The organism is Maribacter sp. LLG6340-A2 (assembly GCF_045057105.1).
Taxonomy (GTDB): Bacteria; Bacteroidota; Bacteroidia; order Flavobacteriales; family Flavobacteriaceae; genus Maribacter.
Genome location: NZ_CP159332.1, coordinates 4,097,656 through 4,120,487, shown reverse-complemented (window position 1 = coordinate 4,120,487; position 22,832 = coordinate 4,097,656). Strand labels below are relative to the sequence as shown.

Below are 22,832 nucleotides of genomic sequence, written 5' to 3'. Positions count from 1 at the left end.
AATAAAACTTAATTTAGCAATCAAAATTGTGCTACCTTGAAAAATAATTCCCTGTCAAAGCTACAACAAGATTTAGAAGGAGAGGTTTTATATGATGACCTAACAAAAAGTTTATATGCCACGGATGCTTCGGTATATAGAAAAATACCGCTAGGGGCAGCTTTTCCCAAATCCGTAGAAGACATTAAGCGTATTGTTCAATTTGCCAATGAGGAGAACATTGGGCTAATTCCTAGGACAGCGGGTACTTCATTGGCCGGTCAGTGTGTGGGAGATGGTTTGGTAGTGGATGTCTCTAAATACTTCACCAATATCATAAAGGTAGACAAGGCCAAAAAACAGGTAACCTTACAGCCCGGAGTAATACGGGATGAACTAAACTTGTACTTAAAACCATACGGTTTATTTTTTGGGCCCAATACATCAACCTCTAATAGGTGCATGATCGGGGGCATGGTAGGTAATAATTCATCCGGAACAACCTCAATCCAATATGGGGTTACAAGAGATAAGGTTATTTCTTTAAAAACCATTTTAGCAGATGGCAGCGAAGCAGAATTTGGAAGGGTTTCTTCTGCTGAATTTCAGAAAAAAATGGAGGGTGATACATTTGAAGAATCACTTTATAAAAAGATATTCAATGAGTTAATAGATAAGGAAGTAGCTAATGAAATAATTTCAGAATTTCCTAAACCGGAAATTCATAGAAGAAATACGGGTTATGCGGTAGACGAGCTTTTAAAGTCCAATGTGTTCGGCGGTCCACAGGATTATTTTAATATGGCAGAATTGCTTTGTGGCAGTGAAGGTACCTTGGCATTCACGACGGAAATTACTGTTCAATTAGATGATTTGCCACCCGCAATGTCAGCTATGGTGGTGACCCACTATACATCATTGGAAGATTGTTTAATGGATGTAGTTCCTGTAATGGAACATCCCTTGCAATTATGTGAAATGATGGATAAGGTTATTTTGGATTGTACCAAGAATAACCGAGCGCAATTGGCCAACCGATTTTTTGTAGAAGGTGACCCGGAAGCCTTGTTAATGCTACAAGTCTCTGCACATTCTGAACAGGAACTGAACCAAGCAATAGACGCTTTGATCACGACCATTGAAAAATCCGGACTTAGCTATGCCAATCCGGTTCTTGTAGGGAGTCAAATAAGTAAGGCGATAGAGCTTCGTAAAGCCGGACTAGGACTTTTGGGCAATATAGTAGGGGATATGAAAGCGGTGGCCTGTATTGAGGATACTGCAGTTGCATTACCAGACCTAAAGGACTTTATTGCGGAGTTTTCCGTAATTATGAAGGGATACAAACAGAATGCGGTCTATTATGCTCATGCCGGTGCCGGAGAACTTCATTTACGTCCTATACTTAACCTTAAAAAATCCACTGATGTAGATTTGTTCAGGAACATTACTACAGATGTGGCCAAGCTTACCAAAAAATACAGAGGATCGTTTAGCGGGGAACATGGTGATGGTATTGTAAGGGCAGAATTTATTCCCTTAATGATCGGTGATGCTAACTATGAACTGCTACGAAGAATAAAGTCTTATTTTGATCCCAAGGGAATTTTTAATCCGGGTAAAATTGTAGATGCTTACCCTATGGACCAATCATTTCGTTATGAAGTTGATCGCGTGGAGCCCCAGATAGAGACCCTTATGGATTTTTCCGATAGCGAGGGTATTCTTAAAGCGGCTGAAAAGTGTAACGGTAGTGGGGATTGTAGAAAAACGCACCACATGAACGGTGGTATGTGTCCTAGTTACCATGCCACAAAAAATGAAAAAGATACAACAAGGGGTAGGGCCAATACGTTAAGGGAGTTTTTGACCAATCCTAAAAGTACGGCGCAAAATAACTTTGATAGCCAAGAAATCAAAGATGCTTTTGACTTGTGTTTAAGTTGTAAAGCTTGTGCCAGTGAGTGTCCCAGTAATGTGGATGTTGCTACACTTAAGGCAGAGTTTCTATACCAATATCAAGAAGCCAACGGTTACCCGCTACGAGGAAAACTGTTTGCGTATAATACCAAATTTAATGGTATGGGAAGTAAGGTTTCCGGACTGACGAATGCAATATTCGACTCTAAATTACTGGGTGGTTTAATTAAAAAAACGAGTGGTGTTTCACCAGAAAGAAGCCTGCCAAAAGTTTACAGCTTTAATTTTGATAAACATCTTCAAAATATTAACAATCAAACTACTAAAGGTAAAACTAAGGTTGTTTTATTTATTGATGAGTTTACAAGGTATCTAGATATTGAAGTAGGTAAAGATGCCATAGAACTATTGGTGCAATTAGGTTATGATGTGGAACTGTTCTATGGGGAAAGTGGTCGTACCTTTTTATCAAAAGGATTCTTAAAACAAGCGAAAAAACTTGCTCTTAAAAACATGCAAGAGCTGAAAAGGTTTGCTGACGATTCCATCCCAATTTTAGGTCTTGAGCCGTCTGCAATACTTTCTTTCAGGGATGAATATAAACGCTTGACCACCGATCGAGTCACAGCCCAAAAAATTGCCGACCATTCTTTTTTAATCGAAGAATTTCTGGCCAGTGAAATTGCCAATGAAAATTTGAGCGCCACAGCTTTTACGACGGAAGCTAAAGATGTAAAAATTCATAATCACTGTCACCAAAAAGCATTGAGCAATCAAAAAGTAACGTTTGACATTCTCAACCTACCGGTTAATTATAAAGTGAGTATAATACCATCTGGATGTTGTGGTATGGCCGGTTCATTTGGATATGAAAAAGAGCATTATGAGACCAGTATGAAAATTGGTAGTCTAAAATTATTCCCAGCTGTTACCAAATCATCACCGGAAACAATAATTGCGGCAAACGGAACTAGTTGTAGGCATCAAATTTTTGATGGGACCAAAAGAATAGCTAGGCATCCGGTCAGTATTTTGAAAGATGCATTGGTATCATAAAGTGAATTATTGCCTCTGCTGTCTTTTTTTGTTGGCCTTCTTGGTTATTTTGGCTATCAATTCGTTGATATTCATAGATTTTAATTCTTCGTCCATGTAAAAAGAGGCAAGTTTATCATTGTCATATTGATACAGTTTCCAACGTTTAAAGGAATATTCCAATGCGGTTTTATGCGCAACCCAATCACCGGAATTTAGATAGAGACAACTTCCTTTTTTGGTTTCTATTATTTGTTTGCTTGGAGCATGGCTGTGTCCACATATAACATGGTCAAAATGTTGGTCAATAGCTAATTTGGCCACATTGTATTCAAACTTTGCAATTAGGTTGGGGTCGCGCCCTTTTTGATTTTCCGTACTCTTAAAAGGTTTGTTTTTTTTACCCAATTTATCAAGTAGTCGGGATTTTAACTTGGAAAATTTTAATAGGGCCGTAAAGCCAATACTTCCTAGATGAAGTAACCAATGGGAATAGGTAAGTGAGATATCAAAAATATCGCCATGAAAGAAAAGCGTGTTTTTGCCATTAAGTTTTAAAATCAACTTATTGGATACTTTAATGGCTCCCATATGTATGGCATCGAATTTCCTGAAAGGCTCATCATGATTGCCGGTTATATAGTGTACCTCGGTACCCTTAGCGGCAAGGGAAAATATTTTTTTAATGACTTTTAAATGTGCTGGTGGAAAATAGTTGTTTTCCATTTTTTTGGTATCTAGAATATCACCGTTCAACACTAAAATTTTTGGGTCTATACTAGAAAGATAGGTAAGTAGTTCTTCTGCATGACAAGCATATGACCCCAAATGGATATCTGAAAGTACGGCAATTTCTAAACGGCGCTTTTTCATAGGCGTAATTTATGGTACAAAATTAAACCTAATGGTATGGTTTTCAGTTGTTAGAAGCATCATATTTACATGATGCTAAGGTTAAGTTATTATTACGGAAAAGAATGAGAAAGTTTGTTAATATGCATTTGTATTATTTTTGTTTCAAACATTTAACATTTACCTTTGTTAGCTTGGACTTTGATAGTCTAATCAATGTTGATCCATTAATTTTAGATTTTATACATCATGGCCGGTAACAGCTTTGGCAACCTATTTAAAGTAAGTACGTTTGGAGAATCACATGGTAAGGCCATTGGTGGTGTAATAGACGGTTGTCCGTCTGGTATCACATTGGATCTTGCTGCCATTCAAAAAGATTTGGATAGGCGTAAGCCTGGTCAATCCGCCATTGTAACCCAACGTAAGGAGCCAGATGAAGTTGAGTTTTTCTCAGGAATCTTTGAAGGAAAGACTACGGGAACACCCATTGGTTTTGCTATTCATAATACCAACCAAAAATCCAAGGATTACGGTCATATTAAGGACTCTTACAGGCCTTCACATGCAGATTATGTATATGACCAAAAATATGGATTTAGGGATTACCGAGGTGGCGGAAGAAGCTCTGCCAGAGAAACGGCAAGTAGGGTAGTGGCCGGAGCAATTGCCAAGCAATTTTTAAAAGGGGTGGAGATACAAGCATTTGTATCGCAAGTTGGTGATATGAAATTGGATAAGGACTATCAAGATTTAGATTTATCATATACAGAATCAAATCCAGTACGTTGCCCAGACCCGGAAATGGCCGTAAAAATGGAAGATTATATTAAAGCGATTAAAAAAGAAGGAGATACCATTGGCGGAGTAATTACCTGCGTAGCTAAAAATGTACCAATTGGTTTAGGCGAACCTGTTTTTGATAAATTACATGCGGAATTGGGTAAGGCAATGCTCTCCATAAATGCAGTAAAAGGTTTTGAGTATGGTAGCGGTTTTCACGGAGTAACGATGAAAGGTAGCGAGCATAACGACCAGTTTAATAATGATGGATCTACCAAAACTAATTATAGCGGGGGCATACAAGGCGGTATAAGTAACGGAATGGATATTTATTTCAATGTTGCATTTAAACCCGTAGCTACCGTTATACAGGGGTATGAAACTATTGATAAAGAAGGGAATACAGTAAAAACCCAGGGTAAGGGAAGGCACGATCCATGTGTGGTTCCAAGAGCCGTACCTATTGTAGAGGCCATGACCGCATTGGTATTGGCAGATTATATGTTGATCAATAGGGCCATTAAATTATAAGCAGGCTTTCTAGTACTTTTACAAGCAAAATACTATCTTACTTCCCAAAACTAAATTATATATGAGGAAGCTAGAGTTGCATTGGCAAATTCTATTGGGAATGTTGGCTGGGGTATTGTTTGCATTGGCCATGGTACAGTTAGATTGGGGTCCAAAATTCATATCGGACTGGATTAAGCCTTTTGGAAACATCTTTATTAATTCTTTAAAACTTATTGCGGTTCCTTTAATATTGGCATCACTGATCAAAGGTGTATCTGATTTAAAGGATATTTCTAAACTTTCGCAAATGGGCGGAAGAACTATCGCCATTTATGTATGTACTACGGTAATAGCCGTTACCATTGGTTTAGGGGTCGTAAATATCATAAAACCGGGAGCCTCCATCAGTGAAGAAACCCGTTTAGAATTGGTAGAAAATTATAAAGGCGATGCCGATGCCATTAAAACTAAGGCAGACAAGCAAAAAGAAGCTGGCCCGTTACAGGCCTTGGAAGACTTGGTGCCCAGTAATATATTTAAAGCGGCATCCGATAACGGAAACATGCTTCAAGTTATATTTTTCGCTATATTTTTTGGTATAGGTCTAATATTAATACCTGAAGAACAGGCCGCACCTGTTAAGAAATTTTTTGATGGATTCAATGAAGTGATTCTAAAGTTGATCGACTTGATAATGCTTGCGGCACCTTTTGGGGTATTTGCATTGTTAGCGGCATTAATAGTGGAGTCTCCAAGTTTGGACTTGTTCAAAGCTTTAGCATGGTATGCCTTATGTGTGGTGTTGGGGCTAGCACTAATGTTGGGCGTTTACTTGATTATGGTATGGGTCTTTACCAAAACCTCCCCAAATACCTTTATGAAAGGGATGTCTCCTGCCCAGTTATTGGCGTTCTCGACTAGTTCAAGCGCAGCCACGCTTCCTGTAACGATGGAGCGGGTAGAGGAGCATTTAGGGGTAGATGAAGAAGTTACCAGTTTTGTTCTACCTATAGGTGCTACGATCAATATGGATGGTACTAGTCTTTATCAAGCGGTTGCTGCGGTTTTTATAGCCCAAGCCTTTGGAATGGATTTAAGCCTTACCGCACAATTAGGAATAATCGTTACCGCTACCTTGGCCTCTATAGGTAGTGCGGCGGTACCGGGAGCGGGAATGGTAATGTTGGTCATTGTTTTGGCCCAGGCGGGTATTCCAGAAGCTGGTCTGGCCTTAATTTTTGCGGTGGACAGACCATTGGATATGTGCCGAACCGTAGTAAATGTTTCGGGAGATGCCACAGTATCCATGATGGTAGCCAAATCCGTTGATAAATTGAATACACCAAAAGTGAAAAATTGGGACGACAACTATAAAAAATAGCAATCGGTATATAATCAACCTTATTCATCTTGATTATTGATCAAGTATTGAATTTACGATATGCCGCCATGGTAAACATATAAATGCCATAGGAAATTAGTCCTATGGCAACGATGCCTAACAACCAGTGTCCGTAAACCTGCTCTTGGATAAAGGAAAAAGCTTGTGCGCTTCCTTTAACGGTATTAGAGCTATTCCCATTTAGATTAAAGCCTGCAGCAAGAAAAAAATAGGCTATGATCAGGGTCACTAAACCTCTAGAGAGGAGTCCGGCATAACCAATGCGTTTTACGATGTTACGTTTACAGGTAGTGGTAATACTTTTGAGATTAAACTTTTTAAGTACCTCTCCTTTTTTTATTTTCATAAATTGAAAAATCCCCTTAATTGCTAATCCTACTCCAATACAAATAAAGATTATTGCACTAAGCATACCGTTTTGTAAACTCGTATTCCCACTTCCATTATTGGCAATGGATGTTACGTTAAAAGCGTCTAAAATTGCAAAAATGCCTATGGAAGCATAAAGTATTCCGCTTAATAAAAATCCAAAACGTTTCCCTAAAGCTTTTTTATCCGTGCCAATTTGATTAGGGTCATAAATACTCTCAATAAACCTCCAAAGAGCAAAACATAGTAATCCCAATCCTAAGACCAATATGATTACCGTTCCAAAGGGCTGGTTTTCTAGATAATCGATCACTTGCCTTTTGCCCGCTTTTTGTCCTCCCATATTAAAAGCGGAAAAGAGCGCCAAAACGCCTGTAACCATATATACAGTACCTTTTGCTATATGACCAATTATGGCGATTTTCTTTATTTTATTGTTCATGAAGAAACATGTGTTAACGTACTTTGGTTATATTGACAGGCAACAAGTAATTAGGTTAGTACTATGTTGAAATGTTCTATTATTAAGTAATTTATCACGATGTCCTAGTTGGATTTCTGACTTTCCAAGGCATCTGCACCCTCAGTGGCATCCTTAAAATTTAAATCATCATCTATAACACCCTTGTAAGCTCTTATCCATGCATTTTTAAAAATACCGGTTATGGTGGGGATCAGTTTTGTTTTGGCTTTGTTAAGGTCACCTTCTACAGGTATTTTTGTAGCCAAAGTATCCTGCTTATGATTCTTGAGCACAAATTTAAAAAAACCAACAAAGCCTTCCCACAACGTTTTTAGGAACCCGTCATCTTTTCCAATCAATTTGGCATTTCTTAAAATAGGCTTAAACGACCCTTTTAAATACCCATCGGCAATGGCTATTTCCCCAAATAAATCAAAAGAACCTTCATCGAAATCGATACCTGCGTAGTGGTTTGTAAAATCGTTAAGAGCCTTTGCATTCGCTTTTTCTAGACTAAAGGTGATGTCCATATCAGGAATCTCCTTGACTAAGTTCATATCGCCCTTAAGCACTACATTACCATTGCCTATAGATACTGCCGTGGCATAAATATTAGATGGTAATGTCCTAGTTTTTTCTACAACATTCCTGAGGTTAGAGGCCGATAAATTTACGTTGGATAGGTTAAGGTCTATATTGGGGTCTGCCTGTAATTGCAAAAAAGCGAATTTACCTTGTTTAACGGTCAATTTATTAATATCTATAGGGACTAAATCTGTAAGTGCCTTGGACCAATCTTCGGTATCGGTCTGGGTGGTATCTTGTTGCTGGTCTTCAAAAACATAGATAACCGTGGGTTCGGTCATAATGATTTCACTTACAATTTTTCCATGAATCAAAGATTTCCATTCAATGGAAATATCGGTTTTTTTAAAATCAAGAAACGGCACATTGGAATTTGCATTTACCTTGTTTAGATACATACTATCTATAGTATATGCCCCACGAATTAACGATAAGTCTATATCTTGGACCTGACCATAATAGCCTGGTATATCTGCAAGTACCCCGTTTACGTAATCCTTTACTAAATAGGGTAGGGCAATACGGAAAAGTATCAACACTGCAATAATTGTAACGGGTATGAGATACCTTTTCTTTCTATATCGTTTTCTTTTGATTTCGCTCATTACTTGAATGTATAATGGCGATAATATAATTCATTTCAGTGGTTTGCACCTCAAGTAAAGGGGATAGGGATAAAACTATTGTTCTTTGGGTTAGTAAAATTTTGTTTCAATTTGATGATGTGGTAATTTACTATAGGAATTTCTTCTTGGTTTCCTTGGTTGGTATCATACATTCGTCCTTTTTACCATACCATTTATATCTATTTTGGGCTATAAAATCGTATACGATATTTCGTAATGTACTGGGAATCAGTAATAATATTTTTGAAATAGTTCGATATCCTTTCAAATGCTTGCCAATCTCTAACGCAGCGTCAGATTTGGTGTAAAAAGCAACACCTGGGTCTATAAGAATTATAGAATCTATTAATTCGGTGTCAATATTACGTTCTTGTACTAGTTGTTGTCCAACGGGGTCTTGTAATGCGGCAAATCTAAAAGCATCATCATGGTCATGTTTTATAACAAATTGTACCGTGCCATTGCATAGGTTGCAAACACCATCAAACAAGATTATTTTTTTAGTCAAATTCACTTCACAAAGATAATCACAAAGAAAACATTTAAACTATATGGAGCTTAAAAAGGAAGATAAATCTGTTTGTTTTTTTAACGCTAGTTTTTTCTTTAATCGATATTTAGATTTTAAAATGCTATCGGGAAGAACATTAAGGGTGGCAGCTATTTCTTTAGTAGTTAAGTTCATTCGTAAAAACGCAGCCAACCTAATTTCTTTTTCAGAAATATCTGGATAAATAGTCTTTAGCTTTTGGTCAAAATCATTGTGCACTTCGGAGAAGTAGGTTTTAAACACTTCCCAATCTTTGTCTTCTGCACTTTGTTTTTTTAGGAGCATGACAATCCGCCTAAACTCAACCTTAAATTTATCTGGTGAATTCCTTAACTTTTCTAAATTGACCTTCAATTCCTGTAAAAAAGTACTTTTTTGTACCAAATGCAGGGTTTGGCTGGCCAGTTCTTTCTTCTTATGTTCAATCTCTTGTTTGTAAATGGCTTCTTGTTTTTCCCTAGCTATTTTATTCTTTTTCATTCGTTGTTTAAATCCAAAATATAAAAGGCCAGAAACGGCGACAAAAGTAAACATACCACCTGCGTAAAGTCCTTTGGTAAGCTTATATACTTTTGCTTTTTCATGTAATGTTTTAATTTCCTCTTGCTGCACCGCAATCTCAGCCTCTTTTTTCTCGGTTTCATATAGTGTCTGTAGTTTGTTTACTTGCTTTGCTTTTTCTAAAGAAAAAATGCTATCATTTATAGTCGTTGAGCGCTTTAAGTCTGTTAAAGCTTTACGCAACTCGCCTTTTTTCTCATAGAGTTTGCTCCTGTAGAAAAGTGCTTCTTTAAGTTTTTTGGAAATATTAAGAGAGTCACTTAAATAAACAGCCTTGTTTAAGTGTTTTAATGCTTTGTTTAATTCATTGTTTAGTGTGTACGCATTACCTAAGTTATAGTTATAGGTAATGCGGTTTATTTGAGACACTTCTGCCAATTCTGTGGTTAAACATTTATTTAAATAGGGAATTGCCTTGCCTAAGTCGCCTAATTTTTTATATGCATTACCTAATCCGCTATAAGCGTAGACTTCTACTGTAGGGAAGGAATAGGTTTGTCCTAGATGCAGGCCTTTATTATAAAACGTTATTGCCTTTAGGTTATCTTCTTTACTGGCATAAACATCTCCTATATCTAGCAGCGTGGTAGCTTGGTATAAATGATCATCTGTAGCTTCATAAACCTCCATCGCTAACTGAAAAGAATGTAAAGCATCGTCATAACGTTCTTGAACTGTTTGTAAATACCCAACGTTCCTATGCGTATCTGCTTTATGATAGGTTTTAATATCAATAGTGTCCATTGTCCGTAAGGCCTTGTTATAATAATCCATGGCTTTGGGAAAGTTGCCCATTTCATAATAATTAAAACCGATAAGATTCATAGCGGAACCATAGCGCACATAATCGCCATAGCTCAATTGATAGGTAGCAGAAGAGTCCATAAGCGCAATGGCTTTTCCATGGTTTCCGAGATGTTCTTCATATACCGCAAGATTTTTAAGAAGTGTTGCTAAGAATGTATCATCATTTTGTTCATAAGAGAGTTTTAAAGCATTTCTGTAATATTTTACCCCAAGATTCATTTGTCCTAAAGTAGAGTAATAATGACCTAAGCAAAACTCAACCCTTAATAGACCATGTTTGTAATGTGCTTTTTCGGATATCGCAAGCATTTCATCAATATACTTTTTAGCTTCATTAGGTTGTGTATAGACGTACATGTCAATTAAATCATCTAGCACATCAACTTTATCTGCTATGGCCGTAGTATTATGGTATTCCTTTAATAAACTATCTACTTTTTTCTGTTCTTGGGCCAGTACCGGAAATATATAGCATATGAATGTTGAAAGAAAGAAATATAAAACTTTCATAAGGGTGAATTGCTTGGTTTCCACTAAGATAAATTATAAATGTGTTCAATTATTGATTGTTATAATCTAAAAAAGCGCTTGTCCATACTTTGTCCATGCTGTACAAGTATTGAAATATTAGAAAATTAAATTTAAAATACTGATAATCAAATATTTAATATCAAATTTATAAATATAAAATTACTCTTGTCCATATTGAATTTTAAGGGCTAATACCAAACTTGTCTATGTTTTGTCTATGGACAAAATGATATAAATGACTGATTAGCAAGTAGTTTTAGATTGTTGAATCTCTAAAACCGAAAAAATTATGAAAACAAAAACAATCTTCCGAAAACTAAATGTTACCAATGAACTCTGCCTATTCTTCTTCTGTTTGCTAATTACATCTTGTGGGAAAGACGATATAGAACCTATTTTAAAGAACGAGGCTGTCTCAGGTGCAAAAGCGGACAGTATTAATGCTTACTTAACAAAGCTATCTTATGATCCCAGTAGCCTTTTAAACGTTCAGACCAATGTAGGTAAAACAGTTAATGAGGGCAATCCTGTTAAAAGAACTAACCAAGGTACGGTAGAAGAGTGCAGAACTAGCGATTACAGTATTCGTTCAAATTTTGAAGATGTAGCTATTTTTGATCCCACCCTTGGTGTGGTTTATCCAGGTGCGTTGGTGATAGGAAACACGGAAATGTTAGATGGTGCACCGCTTCCTTTACAAATTCAAAGAGCACCAATGAAACTACGATTAGATCTTCCCGGAATAGGGGAGAACGGGACCATTACAGTGGACAACCCAACATTTACCAATGTGCAGACCGGTATTGATGAAGGCTTAGAGTATTGGAATCAAGAAATAGCCCCTCAAGGCTACGAAATAGCCTCTAATGCCTTTTATGAATCTACCACAGCGTATTCCTCCCAGCAAATGAGTTTAGATCTGGGAGTTGGTGTAGAATGGGCATCTGGTTCTTCGTTTGAATCTCAATTTAGTTACGACACTACAACAGAGAAAAGGGTGGCAGCAATTCTTTACAGACAAGTATTCTATGAAATTGTTATGGAAACACCAGAAACCCCAGCTTCTGTATTTGGTACCCAAGTAGATTTGGCAAAAGTGCAATCTGAAATGAACTCGAGTACGCCACCAGCGTATGTAAGTTCTGTACAATATGGTAGAATAATTATGGTACGTATGGAAACCACTAGTACGGAGACCAGTGTAGAGCTAGATGCTGCATTAGAGTATGCCAGTATAGGTAAAGATGTTGATGCCTCGGTAGAAGCTAAATACAAGTCAATTTTAGAAAAATCCACCATAAACGTAGTTACCATAGGTGGTAACGCAGAAATAGCTTCAAAAGTAATTACGGGTAGTGATGTAGCATCCTCGGGCGGATTAAACTATGTAATTTCTGAAGGTGCTTTGTATAGCAGGGAAAACCCAGGAGCGCCAATTGCATATACTATTAAATATTTAAAGGATAACAGTATCGCAAAAATGGGGTATAATACAGATTATAGACTTGAGTCTTGTAATACATACGGTTACGACCATGAAAGCTTAGATGTTGATAACAACTCCATTTTTGATGTTAGATTTAGATTTATCTACAAAGAGAAAGATGGTAACAACACAAAAATAGGAGGGTATTATACTGTTAATAATGGGCAAAGGTCGGTTAAGAGTCCGCCAAATGGAGCACACGATGTTAAAGTAGAGTTTCAATTTCAAGATGCCTTTGTGTGGACCAAATTCGGAGATACCAAAAGTTATGGGTATATAAGTTCGCAAAAGTGCTTTGAAATTACCAATGATGGAATTTTAGATGGATTTAGAATATGGCTAAGGTCTAGGTCTTGTAATTAAAATATATTCTAGTTTGGAATGGCAGCTGGCCGCTCAAGTTAGGTTCAACAACTTGATGCCGGTTGTTTTTTTTAGAAAGGTTCTTTTAATCATACGAAGGTTGGTAGCTGTTTATTTATAGCAAATGAGTTTCAAATTACTTCATCTTACCTCCTAATAAAAGCTATCTAAAGCGGAAGTAAATAAATCTATATTGCTATGGTACTAATTTTAAAATAAATTACATCATAGAGCCTTCTTGTAAACTATAATTGGAAAGTTAAAATCGTATACGATTTAATACAACTAATTGATAATTAAATTATTAAGGTGTTATTTCTTTCGCTCTACCAATTCCAATTGGTCAACACTAACATTGGTCGTAAAAATACCATAGTTGACTATGGCTTTACCTTTTTCCAGGGAATCAATTGACCCTACGGACTTGCCATCTAACATACGTACACGATCACCAATTTTGAAAACCGGTTTCGGTTTGTTTTTTTCTTTTGCTATGGCCTTTTTCTTCGCTACTTTTTTCTTTTCGCGTATGACCTTGACCTCTTTTTGTACTTCCTGGGCTACTTTTGCTTTCTTGGCACGGGCAGCTTTCGCTTCGTTTGCCGTTTTTTTCTTACGCTTGCTATTTTCGGTTTCTACAATGCGCAATAGCTCAGATACCAACTGTCGCTTTTTATTGTCCACAAAGTATTTATCCGCAGCAATATTCACCTTATTGCCCAACTGTATCATGCGTTGATCATGGTCATACAGTTCTTGATAGTTTTCTAATTTGCTTTTGATTTTGGCATTCAGCTTTTCCAAGCGTTCATTTTCTTCACGTGCCTTAATTTCCTCTTCTTTGAGCCTAGAGCCCGTTTGGGCCATTTTATTCCGCTCTTTTTGTAGTTTGGCAATAGTGGCATCAAACCTAACTTTACCACGCTCTATCTTCTTTTTGGCCTTGTTGATCAAGGAATAGGGAATCCCGTTCTTTTGGGCCACCTCAAAAGTAAATGAACTACCTGCTTGCCCTAGGATAAGTTGAAAGGTGGGTTCAAGGGTTCGTCCATCAAAAAGCATATTGGCATTGGTTACATGTGGTAGCTCATTGGCTAAAGCCTTTAAATTGGCATAATGGGTGGTTATTACGCCATATGAGCCTCGCTCGTAAAAAACCTCTAAAAATGCTTCGGCCAATGCACCTCCCAATTCTGGGTCGCTCCCCGTACCAAACTCATCTATCAAAAACAAGGTGTTATCATCACAACGTTTTAAGAATTGGTTCATGTTCTTCAACCGGTAACTGTATGTACTTAAATGATTTTCAATACTTTGGTTGTCACCAATATCGGTCAGTATTTTTTTGAAAAAGCATACTTCGCTACGCTCGTGTACAGGAATCAGCATTCCGCTTTGGAGCATGACCTGCAGTAATCCTATGGTTTTTAACGTAATACTTTTACCCCCCGCGTTAGGACCCGAAATAACAATGATTCTATTTTCTTGATGGAGTTCTATGGTCTGTGGAAAAGTTTTTTCCCCTTTACGTTTATTGCTTAAATATAGGAGAGGGTGATAGGCATCCCTTAAAAACAATCTATCATTGTTGTTGATTATAGGCATTATAGCATTGATATCCTCTGCGTGCTTTGCTTTTGCGGCTATGACGTCTACTTGGGTCAGAAAATCTTGATAATCGCTCAACAGTGCTCTAAATGGCCTAATTTGATTCGTTAACTCTTTTAAAATACGTTGTACCTCTTCTTTTTCCTCGTATTCCAAATTATTGAGTTCCCTACTATATTTTAAAACGGTCTCAGGTTCAATATAGACAATACTTCCGGTCTTGGAGGTGCCCATAACCGCACCCTTTATTTTTTTACGGTACATGGCCTTTACGGCAAGAACTCTACGGTTCTCCACCACACTTTCTTTTATCTCGTCTAAGTAATCGGAAGATTGATACGTTGACAATGCCGCACCAAAACTTTGGCTGATCTTGCCCCTTACTTGGTTAATTTGCCTTCTAATGATTTGCAAATTGTCCGATGCATTGTCCTTTACCTCGCCAAAACGGTCTATGACATTATTGATCAAGATCGGTATTTCCGTATTGGGCTCAAGCCTTAATGTGAAATCATGGAACAAAGGATAATATTCCTTAAACTTCTTAAAAAATTTCTGATGTTGGCCTACCGTGGTACAAATACTTGAAATGCGCTTAAACCCCTGAAGTTCCAAAATGGTGTTTTCTATGTGCAGCAATTTAAGATCTGCGTTGATACTGTCAAACCCATGATTTGGTATACGGTTTTCACTTACCATGGAGGAGAGGTATTCTGCCGTTTTTCCAAGTTCTATCCTAATGACCTCTTCCGTTAAAAAAGGAGCGATTTTTAACGCTGCTTCCTTACCCAATTCAGTATGGCAACGTGCTGCAATTTGCGTTAAGATGGATGGAAATTCTAGATCTTGTAATGTTTTGGAATGTATATTGGCCACGAGATATGATAATAAGAGGCAAAGGTACGCATTGGTGGCGATATCTGAAATTAAGGCGAAAGCGGATGTGAGTTTTGTAATAAGTGTTAGACCGTCTAACTATTTAGCTGGAATAATATCCGCAAGTACTTAGGAAACTTTCTTTAAATGCTTAACATTTAGGTAAATTTGTAAAATTAAATCTATGCCAAGCAAATATGGTTGAAAACATGCATCCCAGTTGGTCACAACTATTGAAAGAGGAGTTTGATAAAGAATATTTTAGTCAACTAACTTCCTTTGTAGAGCAAGAATATCGTGAACATATCTGTTATCCGGCTTATGATACTATTTTTGCCGCTTTTGAAAAAAGTAGTTTTACTGACGTAAAGGTGGTCATAATTGGGCAAGACCCATATCATGGCCCCAATCAAGCAAACGGATTTTGTTTTTCAGTAAATGATGGAGTAAAACATCCACCTTCCTTAATAAACATTTTTAAGAAAGTGGAAACCGATACCGGTGCACCATATCCTATAAGCGGAAATTTGGAAAGATGGGCAGCGCAAGGTGTACTATTGTTAAATGCAACATTAACGGTCAGGGAGCATGAGCCGGGCAGTCATCAGAAAAAAGGCTGGGAAAAATTTACCGATGCGGTCATAAAAAAATTGTCAAGTCAAAAAAAAGATGTCGTTTTTATGCTTTGGGGCGGATTTGCCAAGAAAAAAATCAAATTAATTGATAAACATGTTCATCATATTCTAACTTCAGGACATCCTTCCCCATTGAGTGCTAACAGGGGGTATTGGTTTGGAAACCAGCATTTTTCGCATTGTAATAAAATTTTGACCGCTTTAGGCAATAAATCTATTATTTGGTAAGTTATTTAATAAAAAATTTTGTTAACTTTAAGAATACCAACCTGTTCAACAGGATAAACATTAACTAACATTAACTCGCTATGAAAAATTTAGACAGATTAAACAGTATTTTATTGGTAGATGATGATGAGGCAAGTAACTTTCTTCATTCCATATTCATCAATAAGCTTGATTTGGATGTAAATCTAAACTCAGCATTAAATGGCCAAGAGGCACTGGATTTTATTTTAGGTAAAGGTCAGGAAGAATTGGAATTGCCCTGTATGGTCATGCTGGATCTTAGAATGCCTATCATGGACGGCTGGCAATTTATGGAAGCATATGAAGAAATGGTCCCTAAAAAATTAAAGGAACAAATTACTATTGTATTGGTTACCATCAGTGATAATCAAGAGGATAAGGACCGTGCTATAACCAATCCTTATATTGCGGACTTCTCACAGAAACCATTGTCTGATGATACGTTTAAACAGCTTATACAAAAACATTTTAGCTTAGCGTCAATTTAATTTACATCAGGATTTTATCGGCTGAAATTCTTTGGTCTATTAAATTTAATTCAAGTAGGGTTTCCTGTACCTTTAGCAAAGTATGTTTGGGTAGTTGCTTTTGGCTCCATTGAGTTAATTGCATCCATTCCTGTATATCCGCTAGTTTTTGCTGGTACCTATTGGCCAAGGTACGGTCAATACTTGGTATTTGTTTAAATTCTAGGGTGTAGGCGTTGATTATTTCCCTTATATGACCTATTACATGGTTGTTTTCTGCAATAAAGGAATCGGTTCCAGCAAGGACAAAACAGGGCCAAGGGGTAGGGCAATCTCCTAAATGTCTAAAAATACCGGCATCTACTAAAGGTTTTGTGGTAAAATGTTCCCACATAAAATAATCTGCATTTCCCGTAGTAAGGGCTTGAACGGCACCTTCTAGATTATTTATGGTATTGAATTTTAAATCTTCTAGATTCCACCCCATTTGCTTGGCGTGTACATAGGCCATTAAATGACTTCCGCTACCAAATCTGCTAATGGCAGCGGTAGTGTTTTCAAGTTCGGCCAGTTTTTTAAAATTGCTATTGACGTCTACATGTATGCCCCATAATAATGGAGATGCAATGTATTCTTGAATAATTTTTGTAGTATTTCCTTCCGTAATGCTCTTAACTATACCTTCCGTTAGAATAATGGCCAAATCTGCTTTTTCTTCCTTTAATAAATTGCACATTTTACCGGTACCCTCAGGTACATCTGTCCATTCTAAAGCAATACCTCTTTCCTCAAAAGCACCTTCATCAATGGCCAAATGCCATGGAAAGTTAAAATGTTCGGGAACCCCTATAATCCTAACGGTTTTCATTTAATTTATTTTTTAGATAATCATAAATGGCATATTGTGAACGTATTTCTTCTTGATTGCCTTTTGCAACTATTTTAGTGTTGGAATTTTCAATATCCAAAATTCTTGCTTTCTGATTATCGTTTAGTTGTAAAGTTAAAATATGTTTTAGTTCATTAAAAATGTCTTTATCCAGAATAGGGGTGAGTACTTCTATCCTGCGGTCTAAATTTCTGGTCATCCAATCTGCAGAACCCACATACATTAGTTCGTCTCCGCCGTTTTCAAAAAGATAAATTCTACCGTGTTCCAAATAACGATCAATAATACTTGTTATCAATATATTCTTCTTCATAGGTGCGTTAGGGTCCCCGCTGGCCTTTAAGTAACAGCAAAACCCCCTTACGATAAGTCTTACCTCCACACCGGCATTAACCGCTCTGTATAGCGCATTGATCATGTCGGCATCTTCTAAACTGTTCATTTTAGCGGTTATGGCAGCATGTTTTCCATTTTTTGCGGCATCAATTTCATTTTGTATGAGATTTAAAAAAGTAATGCGTGTGGTAAAAGGGGAGACCAGTAATCGTTTTAATTTAGGAATAATCAGTTTTCTTTCTAAGACTGAAAATACTTGTTTTAAATCCTTTGTAATTTTTTTATGTGCGGTAAAAAGTCCGTGGTCACAATATATAGTTGCAGTTTTGGCATTGAAATTACCGGTACCAATGTATGCGTATCGCTTTATTTTATCATCCTCTTTTCTAAAAACCATGGCAATTTTAGAATGCACTTTTACTTGTGGGATGCTAAATATAACTTTAGCTCCTTTTTCCTCGAATTTTCTTCCCCATTTAATATTGTTTGCCTCATCAAAGCGGGCTTGTGCTTCTACGAACAAGGTAACTTCCTTCTTGTTGTCCAATGCTTTTAGTAGGGCATTGGCCAAAGCCGATTTTTCTGCAATACGATAAATTGTCATTTTAATTGCAGTTACCTGAGGGTCTTTGGCCGCACTTTCCAAGAATTGTTCAATAATATTGAAATTTTGGTACGGAAAATGTACCAATTGGTCTTTTTTGGATATGCTACTGAATATATCCTTTGTTATGGATAAAACAGGATGCGCTAACGCAGGTTTTGGCTCATATTTCAAATGTTCGGTACCATTTGGTCGTGGAAAATCAAAGAAATCCGATAAGTTATGGTAAGTACCTCCAGGGGATAAATCAGCCTCTCCTAGGTTTAAATCGCTTTTTAACTGGTTAAGGAGTGTTTCTGGCATGGTGCTATCGTACAATAAGCGCGTAGCCTGCCCGGTTTCCCTTTTGTCAAGGGAATTATATATTTTCTCTACCAGTGCAGCATCTGTGTAATCATCCTCAAGATATAACTCCGCATCTCGTGATAGTTTTATGGAATAGCACTGTATTATTTTTTCCTGTGGAAATAGCATGTCCATATTAAGTCGTACTACATCATCTAAATAGCAATACTGATGTTTTTCCCCGGGTAATTCCAAAAACCGTTCTTTAGCATCTGTAGGAATTTGGACTAAGCTATACTGGTTGTTTTCATGGAGAGCAACAAGATACAAGGCACCGTCTATAAGTGCTACGTCTTCAGAATTATCAAATATCTTACAATGTTTATGTATAGAGGTTTTGAATAAATTTTTTAGATATAACTGCTGGGTTTCATCAAATTCCTGCGTATTCTTAATGAAGATGTGATGCTCTTCCAACTCGTTCAAGGTGGCCTCTATGATTTTACCGAAGGTGATCTGTTGCTGCTCAATGGTTTTTAAAATATGCTTGAGGGTGTTATTAGCCTTGAGCATTAATTTTTTTCGCAATTTTTTATCCAATTGCCTTATTTGCCTTAAACCAGAAATTCTGACTTTAAAATACTCATCTAAATTCGAAGAGAAAATGGCAAGAAATTTTAGTCTTTCCAGTAGGGGTGTAGTCTTATTGGCAGCCTCCAATAAAACACGCTCATTAAAATAAAGCCAATTAATATCTCTATGCTTCAAATTTTTATTTTTCATAAGCACAAAAATAACAAGTCAGGCGATAGAAAATTTTAAATATGCGTTAACTAATACGCCCTAAGCAAAATTTTATTAACTCATCTACAGATTTGGTAGGTGTTTTGGAAAATTCACCAGTTGCCCTATTGGCTAAAATACAATTTAAGGATACGGCATGGTGTCCCAATAAGTGAGCTAGGGCATAAATACCTGAAGTTTCCATTTCCAGGTTTGTAAGCCGTAATTCATTATAGGTAAATGAGGATAATTTCTCCATGAGTTCCATCTGACTTGGTTTAAGCCTTAATTGACGATGTTGAGGACCGTAGAACCCTGTATTTGTTGCTGTAAATCCTAATCGTATACGATTATCATTAAATATTTTCGCTAAATTTTCCGCATATTTAATAACATAAGGTCGCGCTTTGTTCGCATTCCAATGGCAATGACCTATAAAAGAGTTTTCCAAATCGGTATACCCGGTATCTTCATGTTCATAAAAATGGAGGAGTCCGTCAAAACCAATAGCATATTCACTGATTAAAAACGAATCAACGGGAATATCGGGTTGTATGGCGCCACTGGTGCCAATTCTTATAATATTTAGTGGGGTATGGCTAGGTTTGAGCGTTCTTGTGGAAAAATCAATATTTACAAGTGCATCCAATTCATTCAGGACAATGTCGATATTATCCGTACCTATACCTGTAGATATGACGGATATTCTTTTTCCGTTCTTAGTTCCGGTATGGGTTATAAATTCCCGTTTTCCCTTCTTTAGTTCAATGTGATCAAAATAGTTGGAAACTTGGTGCACCCGATCGGGATCACCTACGGTTATTATGGTAGTGGCAATATCTTCCGGGAGTAGGTTTAAGTGATATATGCTGCCGTCATCATTGATGATCAGCTCAGCAGGCCTTAATTGCATGCTATAATTTTAAAATTCTATTCGCATTGGTATTGTAAAGGAAATTATATTTAAGCGCGCCGCCTAAGTAAACGTCATTGTCCTGTATACAAGAGTAATAACTTGTCTTGCCTTCTAGAATTTCTTTTCCTTTTTTAGATAATCTAACCGGATTTAAATTACTGATCAATGGTTTTAACCTAGTAATGGCGCGATCATATTGAGTATCTGCAAAACCAAGATTTCCTTGGTTGTTGAGAAGAACGCGCATAAATTCTTTTTTAGACTTCGGTTTTTGGTCCAAGGCTAGTCTTAATATGGTATTTTCCATATCGTTTAGCCCATTAACTATACTTGGAAATCTTTTTAAGTGCGATTTTATGGCATCACCAAGATAATCAAATTGATAATCGTTAAAATCGGTTAAATTCTCTAATCGAATAGGGTTATTGCTACAATATAACTGCCAGACATAATCAGCATATTCGGTATCGTCCTGAGTCAATATTTTTTTCTTCCTATATAAACTTAATAACTGTTGATCGGTAAGGTCGTTAAGGCTATACATGGTATCGGTCTCATCCTCCTTGCCACAACAGACCAAGGAAATTTCCGCATATTTACGATGGGTAAGCAACCAACTGATCACGGCCAACATATTAACTTGGCAATACAGGTCATACTCAAACCACAATACTATTTGGTCTTGTTGTTTATGACTACAAAGTGATCTATATTCCTTTAGGGTTTTTTCTATAAACCATGACTTTGAAACCTTATAGTTTTTATGAAGGAATTCAAACCTGGTTTTCCAGAAGTTTTCAGTTCCTACGGTAGGTAATGTCTTGCCTTCGCACAACATTTCGCGCCAGGTAATGACATCTCCTTTTAAATCCAATTTTTGGAGTCGTTGCGTAAAAATATCGCCATTGGTAATATGTAAAACAGAACTCATGCCAGATTTTGATTTAGTTTGGTGAACATTAAAAATAAGACTTATAACAATGCTATAAAATAATTTAACACAAAACAAATTAATTAAAGGGCTATTTCGGATTCAAAATTAACCACCAACTCGTTTTACCTTAAATCCTTTTTCCTTTAGCATATCCATTATTTTTGCCCTGTAATCCCCTTGAATAATAATCTTATCATCCTTAAAACTTCCGCCAACACTAAGGGTTTTCTTAATATCCTTGGCTAATTTCTTAAAATCTTCCGTTGCACCGGTATATCCTTCCAAAATGGTAATTGGTTTACCTTTTCGTTTTTCGTATTTACATATGATAGGCTCATCCTGCATCCAAATATGTTCCTTAGGCTCTTTGTCTTCAGGGGAATCTTGAGGTTCGTGGTCAGGAAAAAGATTTTTTAGCTGGTCTTGTAAATCCATGGTTACTTCTTTATCAACCCTAATTCAATCAAACGCTCATGTAAAAATTCGCCCGCAGTAATATCTGTATATAATTTAGGATGTTCTTCATCAACACAATTGTCTAAACAGTTTAAGGGCATTTCACTGACCGGATGCATAAAGAAAGGCACGGAGTATCTAGAAGTTCCCCAAAGTTCTTTGGGTGGGTTCACAACTTGGTGAATGGTAGATAACAATCTATTATTGGTTAATCTAGATAGCATATCGCCCACGTTTATCATTAATTCGTCCGGTTTTGCAATGGCATCTACCCATTCTCCCTCATGGTTCTTTACTTGAAGACCTTTGCCATGGGCGCCCATTAGAAGGGTAATCAGATTTATATCACCATGTGCCGCAGCTCTTACGGCATTCTTAGGCTCTGTGGTAATGGGAGGGTAGTGTATGGGGCGTAAAATGGAATTTCCATTTTTAATAAAATCATCAAAATAATATTCATCCAAATTTAGATGTAAAGCAAGGGCGCGCAGTACATACTTTGCGGTTTTTTCCAACATTTTGTAGGTTTCCTTGCCCACTTCATTAAATTTTGGAAGTTCCTTGACAAGAACATTGTCAGGATATTCCTCTTCCAATTTAGGATTGTTTTCTACGTATTGTCCAAAATGCCAAAATTCTTTTAGATCTCCTTCTTTTCTACCTTTTGCATGTTCTTTACCAAAAGAGGTATAACCCCGTTGGCCACCAATACCTTCAATTTCATAGGAGTCCTTTACCTCCTGGGGTAGATTAAAGAACTTTTTAATTTCTTCATATAAAGAGTCAACCAATTCATCCGATAGAAAATGACCGCTTAATGCTACAAAGCCAATTTCTTCAAATGCCTTACCGATCTCATTTATAAATTTTTGTTTTCTTTTTGGGTCCTCCGAAAGAAAATCCGATAAATCAACACTAGGTACCAAGCTCATAATTTTATGATATTTATGTAAAATTAATAATAATTGC

Annotated in this window: 18 protein-coding genes; 6 read left to right on the top strand and 12 right to left on the bottom strand. The window is 36.8% G+C overall.

Annotated elements, in window-relative coordinates:
* Positions 1-36 precede the first annotated feature (36 nt).
* Positions 37-2,955, top strand: a complete 2,919-nt coding sequence (locus tag ABVM52_RS17460; protein ID WP_405382359.1) for an FAD-binding and (Fe-S)-binding domain-containing protein — start codon at positions 37-39, stop codon at positions 2,953-2,955.
* 6 nt (positions 2,956-2,961) lie between these two features.
* Here the strand turns inward: ABVM52_RS17460 and ABVM52_RS17455 are convergent, their stop codons facing one another.
* The gene (locus ABVM52_RS17455; protein ID WP_405382358.1) at positions 2,962-3,807 is read right to left on the bottom strand and encodes a UDP-2,3-diacylglucosamine diphosphatase; all 846 of its coding nucleotides are present in this window, start codon (positions 3,805-3,807) and stop codon (positions 2,962-2,964) included.
* A gap of 228 nt (positions 3,808-4,035) precedes the next feature.
* Here ABVM52_RS17455 and aroC point away from each other — a divergent pair, with 228 nt between their 5' ends.
* Together aroC and ABVM52_RS17445 are read left to right on the top strand one after the other, a co-directional pair.
* On the top strand, positions 4,036-5,100 hold the full coding sequence (aroC, locus tag ABVM52_RS17450; protein WP_405382357.1) for a chorismate synthase: 1,065 nt from the start codon (positions 4,036-4,038) through the stop codon (positions 5,098-5,100).
* 61 nt (positions 5,101-5,161) lie between these two features.
* On the top strand, positions 5,162-6,463 hold the full coding sequence (locus tag ABVM52_RS17445; protein WP_405382355.1) for a dicarboxylate/amino acid:cation symporter: 1,302 nt from the start codon (positions 5,162-5,164) through the stop codon (positions 6,461-6,463).
* A 40-nt stretch (positions 6,464-6,503) separates the two neighbouring features.
* Here the strand turns inward: ABVM52_RS17445 and ABVM52_RS17440 are convergent, their stop codons facing one another.
* The 4 genes from ABVM52_RS17440 to ABVM52_RS17425 form a co-directional block, all read right to left on the bottom strand.
* Positions 6,504-7,295 (bottom strand): DUF1206 domain-containing protein, encoded by a 792-nt coding sequence (locus tag ABVM52_RS17440; protein WP_405382354.1) that lies wholly within the window; start codon positions 7,293-7,295, stop codon positions 6,504-6,506.
* A gap of 104 nt (positions 7,296-7,399) precedes the next feature.
* Entirely contained in the window at positions 7,400-8,506 is a 1,107-nt protein-coding gene (locus tag ABVM52_RS17435) for a DUF748 domain-containing protein (RefSeq protein ID WP_405382353.1), read from the bottom strand.
* Positions 8,507-8,636: 130 nt separating this feature from the next.
* Complete coding sequence (locus tag ABVM52_RS17430) at positions 8,637-9,041, bottom strand: thiol-disulfide oxidoreductase DCC family protein (RefSeq protein WP_405382352.1); 405 nt, start codon at positions 9,039-9,041, stop codon at positions 8,637-8,639.
* A 33-nt stretch (positions 9,042-9,074) separates the two neighbouring features.
* Positions 9,075-10,955: a tetratricopeptide repeat protein gene (locus ABVM52_RS17425; protein ID WP_405382351.1), complete on the bottom strand. Its 1,881-nt coding sequence runs from the start codon at positions 10,953-10,955 to the stop codon at positions 9,075-9,077.
* A gap of 310 nt (positions 10,956-11,265) precedes the next feature.
* Here ABVM52_RS17425 and ABVM52_RS17420 point away from each other — a divergent pair, with 310 nt between their 5' ends.
* Positions 11,266-12,825 (top strand): thiol-activated cytolysin family protein, encoded by a 1,560-nt coding sequence (locus ABVM52_RS17420; RefSeq protein WP_405382350.1) that lies wholly within the window; start codon positions 11,266-11,268, stop codon positions 12,823-12,825.
* Positions 12,826-13,137: 312 nt separating this feature from the next.
* Here the strand turns inward: ABVM52_RS17420 and ABVM52_RS17415 are convergent, their stop codons facing one another.
* Positions 13,138-15,309 carry an endonuclease MutS2 gene (locus ABVM52_RS17415; protein WP_405382349.1) on the bottom strand — a complete coding sequence of 724 codons (2,172 nt, stop codon included), beginning with the start codon at positions 15,307-15,309 and terminating at the stop codon, positions 13,138-13,140.
* 197 nt (positions 15,310-15,506) lie between these two features.
* Here ABVM52_RS17415 and ABVM52_RS17410 point away from each other — a divergent pair, with 197 nt between their 5' ends.
* Together ABVM52_RS17410 and ABVM52_RS17405 are read left to right on the top strand one after the other, a co-directional pair.
* Entirely contained in the window at positions 15,507-16,172 is a 666-nt protein-coding gene (locus ABVM52_RS17410) for a uracil-DNA glycosylase (protein WP_405382348.1), read from the top strand.
* An 80-nt stretch (positions 16,173-16,252) separates the two neighbouring features.
* Entirely contained in the window at positions 16,253-16,681 is a 429-nt protein-coding gene (locus ABVM52_RS17405) for a response regulator (protein WP_405382347.1), read from the top strand.
* A 1-nt stretch (position 16,682) separates the two neighbouring features.
* Here the strand turns inward: ABVM52_RS17405 and ABVM52_RS17400 are convergent, their stop codons facing one another.
* From ABVM52_RS17400 to ABVM52_RS17375, 6 genes are all read right to left on the bottom strand, one after another.
* Positions 16,683-17,528 (bottom strand): substrate-binding domain-containing protein, encoded by an 846-nt coding sequence (locus tag ABVM52_RS17400; protein WP_405382346.1) that lies wholly within the window; start codon positions 17,526-17,528, stop codon positions 16,683-16,685.
* The gene (gene ppk1, locus ABVM52_RS17395; RefSeq protein WP_405382345.1) at positions 17,515-19,557 is read right to left on the bottom strand and encodes a polyphosphate kinase 1; all 2,043 of its coding nucleotides are present in this window, start codon (positions 19,555-19,557) and stop codon (positions 17,515-17,517) included. The genes ABVM52_RS17400 and ppk1 overlap by 14 nt, the downstream gene beginning before the upstream one ends.
* 46 nt (positions 19,558-19,603) lie before the next feature.
* Complete coding sequence (locus ABVM52_RS17390; protein ID WP_405382344.1) at positions 19,604-20,470, bottom strand: nucleoside phosphorylase; 867 nt, start codon at positions 20,468-20,470, stop codon at positions 19,604-19,606.
* 1 nt (position 20,471) lies between these two features.
* Positions 20,472-21,404 (bottom strand): DUF1835 domain-containing protein, encoded by a 933-nt coding sequence (locus ABVM52_RS17385; RefSeq protein WP_405382343.1) that lies wholly within the window; start codon positions 21,402-21,404, stop codon positions 20,472-20,474.
* Between the two features lie 108 nt (positions 21,405-21,512).
* Positions 21,513-21,842 carry a translation initiation factor gene (locus ABVM52_RS17380; RefSeq protein WP_405382342.1) on the bottom strand — a complete coding sequence of 110 codons (330 nt, stop codon included), beginning with the start codon at positions 21,840-21,842 and terminating at the stop codon, positions 21,513-21,515.
* Positions 21,843-21,844: 2 nt separating this feature from the next.
* On the bottom strand, positions 21,845-22,795 hold the full coding sequence (locus tag ABVM52_RS17375) for an isopenicillin N synthase family dioxygenase (protein WP_405382341.1): 951 nt from the start codon (positions 22,793-22,795) through the stop codon (positions 21,845-21,847).
* Positions 22,796-22,832: the final 37 nt, after the last annotated feature.

Excerpts from the sequence above, each read along its gene's own strand:
- ABVM52_RS17455 (WP_405382358.1), bottom strand. The coding sequence starts at position 3,807 with ATGAAAAAGCGCCGTTTAGAAATTGCCGTACTTTCAGATATCCATTTG.
- aroC (WP_405382357.1), top strand. The coding sequence starts at position 4,036 with ATGGCCGGTAACAGCTTTGGCAACCTATTTAAAGTAAGTACGTTTGGA.
- ABVM52_RS17445 (WP_405382355.1), top strand. The coding sequence starts at position 5,162 with ATGAGGAAGCTAGAGTTGCATTGGCAAATTCTATTGGGAATGTTGGCT.
- ABVM52_RS17440 (WP_405382354.1), bottom strand. The coding sequence starts at position 7,295 with ATGAACAATAAAATAAAGAAAATCGCCATAATTGGTCATATAGCAAAA.
- ABVM52_RS17435 (WP_405382353.1), bottom strand. The coding sequence starts at position 8,506 with ATGAGCGAAATCAAAAGAAAACGATATAGAAAGAAAAGGTATCTCATA.
- ABVM52_RS17425 (WP_405382351.1), bottom strand. The coding sequence starts at position 10,955 with ATGAAAGTTTTATATTTCTTTCTTTCAACATTCATATGCTATATATTT.
- ABVM52_RS17420 (WP_405382350.1), top strand. The coding sequence starts at position 11,266 with ATGAAAACAAAAACAATCTTCCGAAAACTAAATGTTACCAATGAACTC.
- ABVM52_RS17410 (WP_405382348.1), top strand. The coding sequence starts at position 15,507 with ATGGTTGAAAACATGCATCCCAGTTGGTCACAACTATTGAAAGAGGAG.
- ABVM52_RS17405 (WP_405382347.1), top strand. The coding sequence starts at position 16,253 with ATGAAAAATTTAGACAGATTAAACAGTATTTTATTGGTAGATGATGAT.
- ABVM52_RS17400 (WP_405382346.1), bottom strand. The coding sequence starts at position 17,528 with ATGAAAACCGTTAGGATTATAGGGGTTCCCGAACATTTTAACTTTCCA.
- ppk1 (WP_405382345.1), bottom strand. The coding sequence starts at position 19,557 with ATGAAAAATAAAAATTTGAAGCATAGAGATATTAATTGGCTTTATTTT.
- ABVM52_RS17390 (WP_405382344.1), bottom strand. The coding sequence starts at position 20,470 with ATGCAATTAAGGCCTGCTGAGCTGATCATCAATGATGACGGCAGCATA.
- ABVM52_RS17385 (WP_405382343.1), bottom strand. The coding sequence starts at position 21,404 with ATGAGTTCTGTTTTACATATTACCAATGGCGATATTTTTACGCAACGA.
- ABVM52_RS17380 (WP_405382342.1), bottom strand. The coding sequence starts at position 21,842 with ATGGATTTACAAGACCAGCTAAAAAATCTTTTTCCTGACCACGAACCT.
- ABVM52_RS17375 (WP_405382341.1), bottom strand. The coding sequence starts at position 22,795 with ATGAGCTTGGTACCTAGTGTTGATTTATCGGATTTTCTTTCGGAGGAC.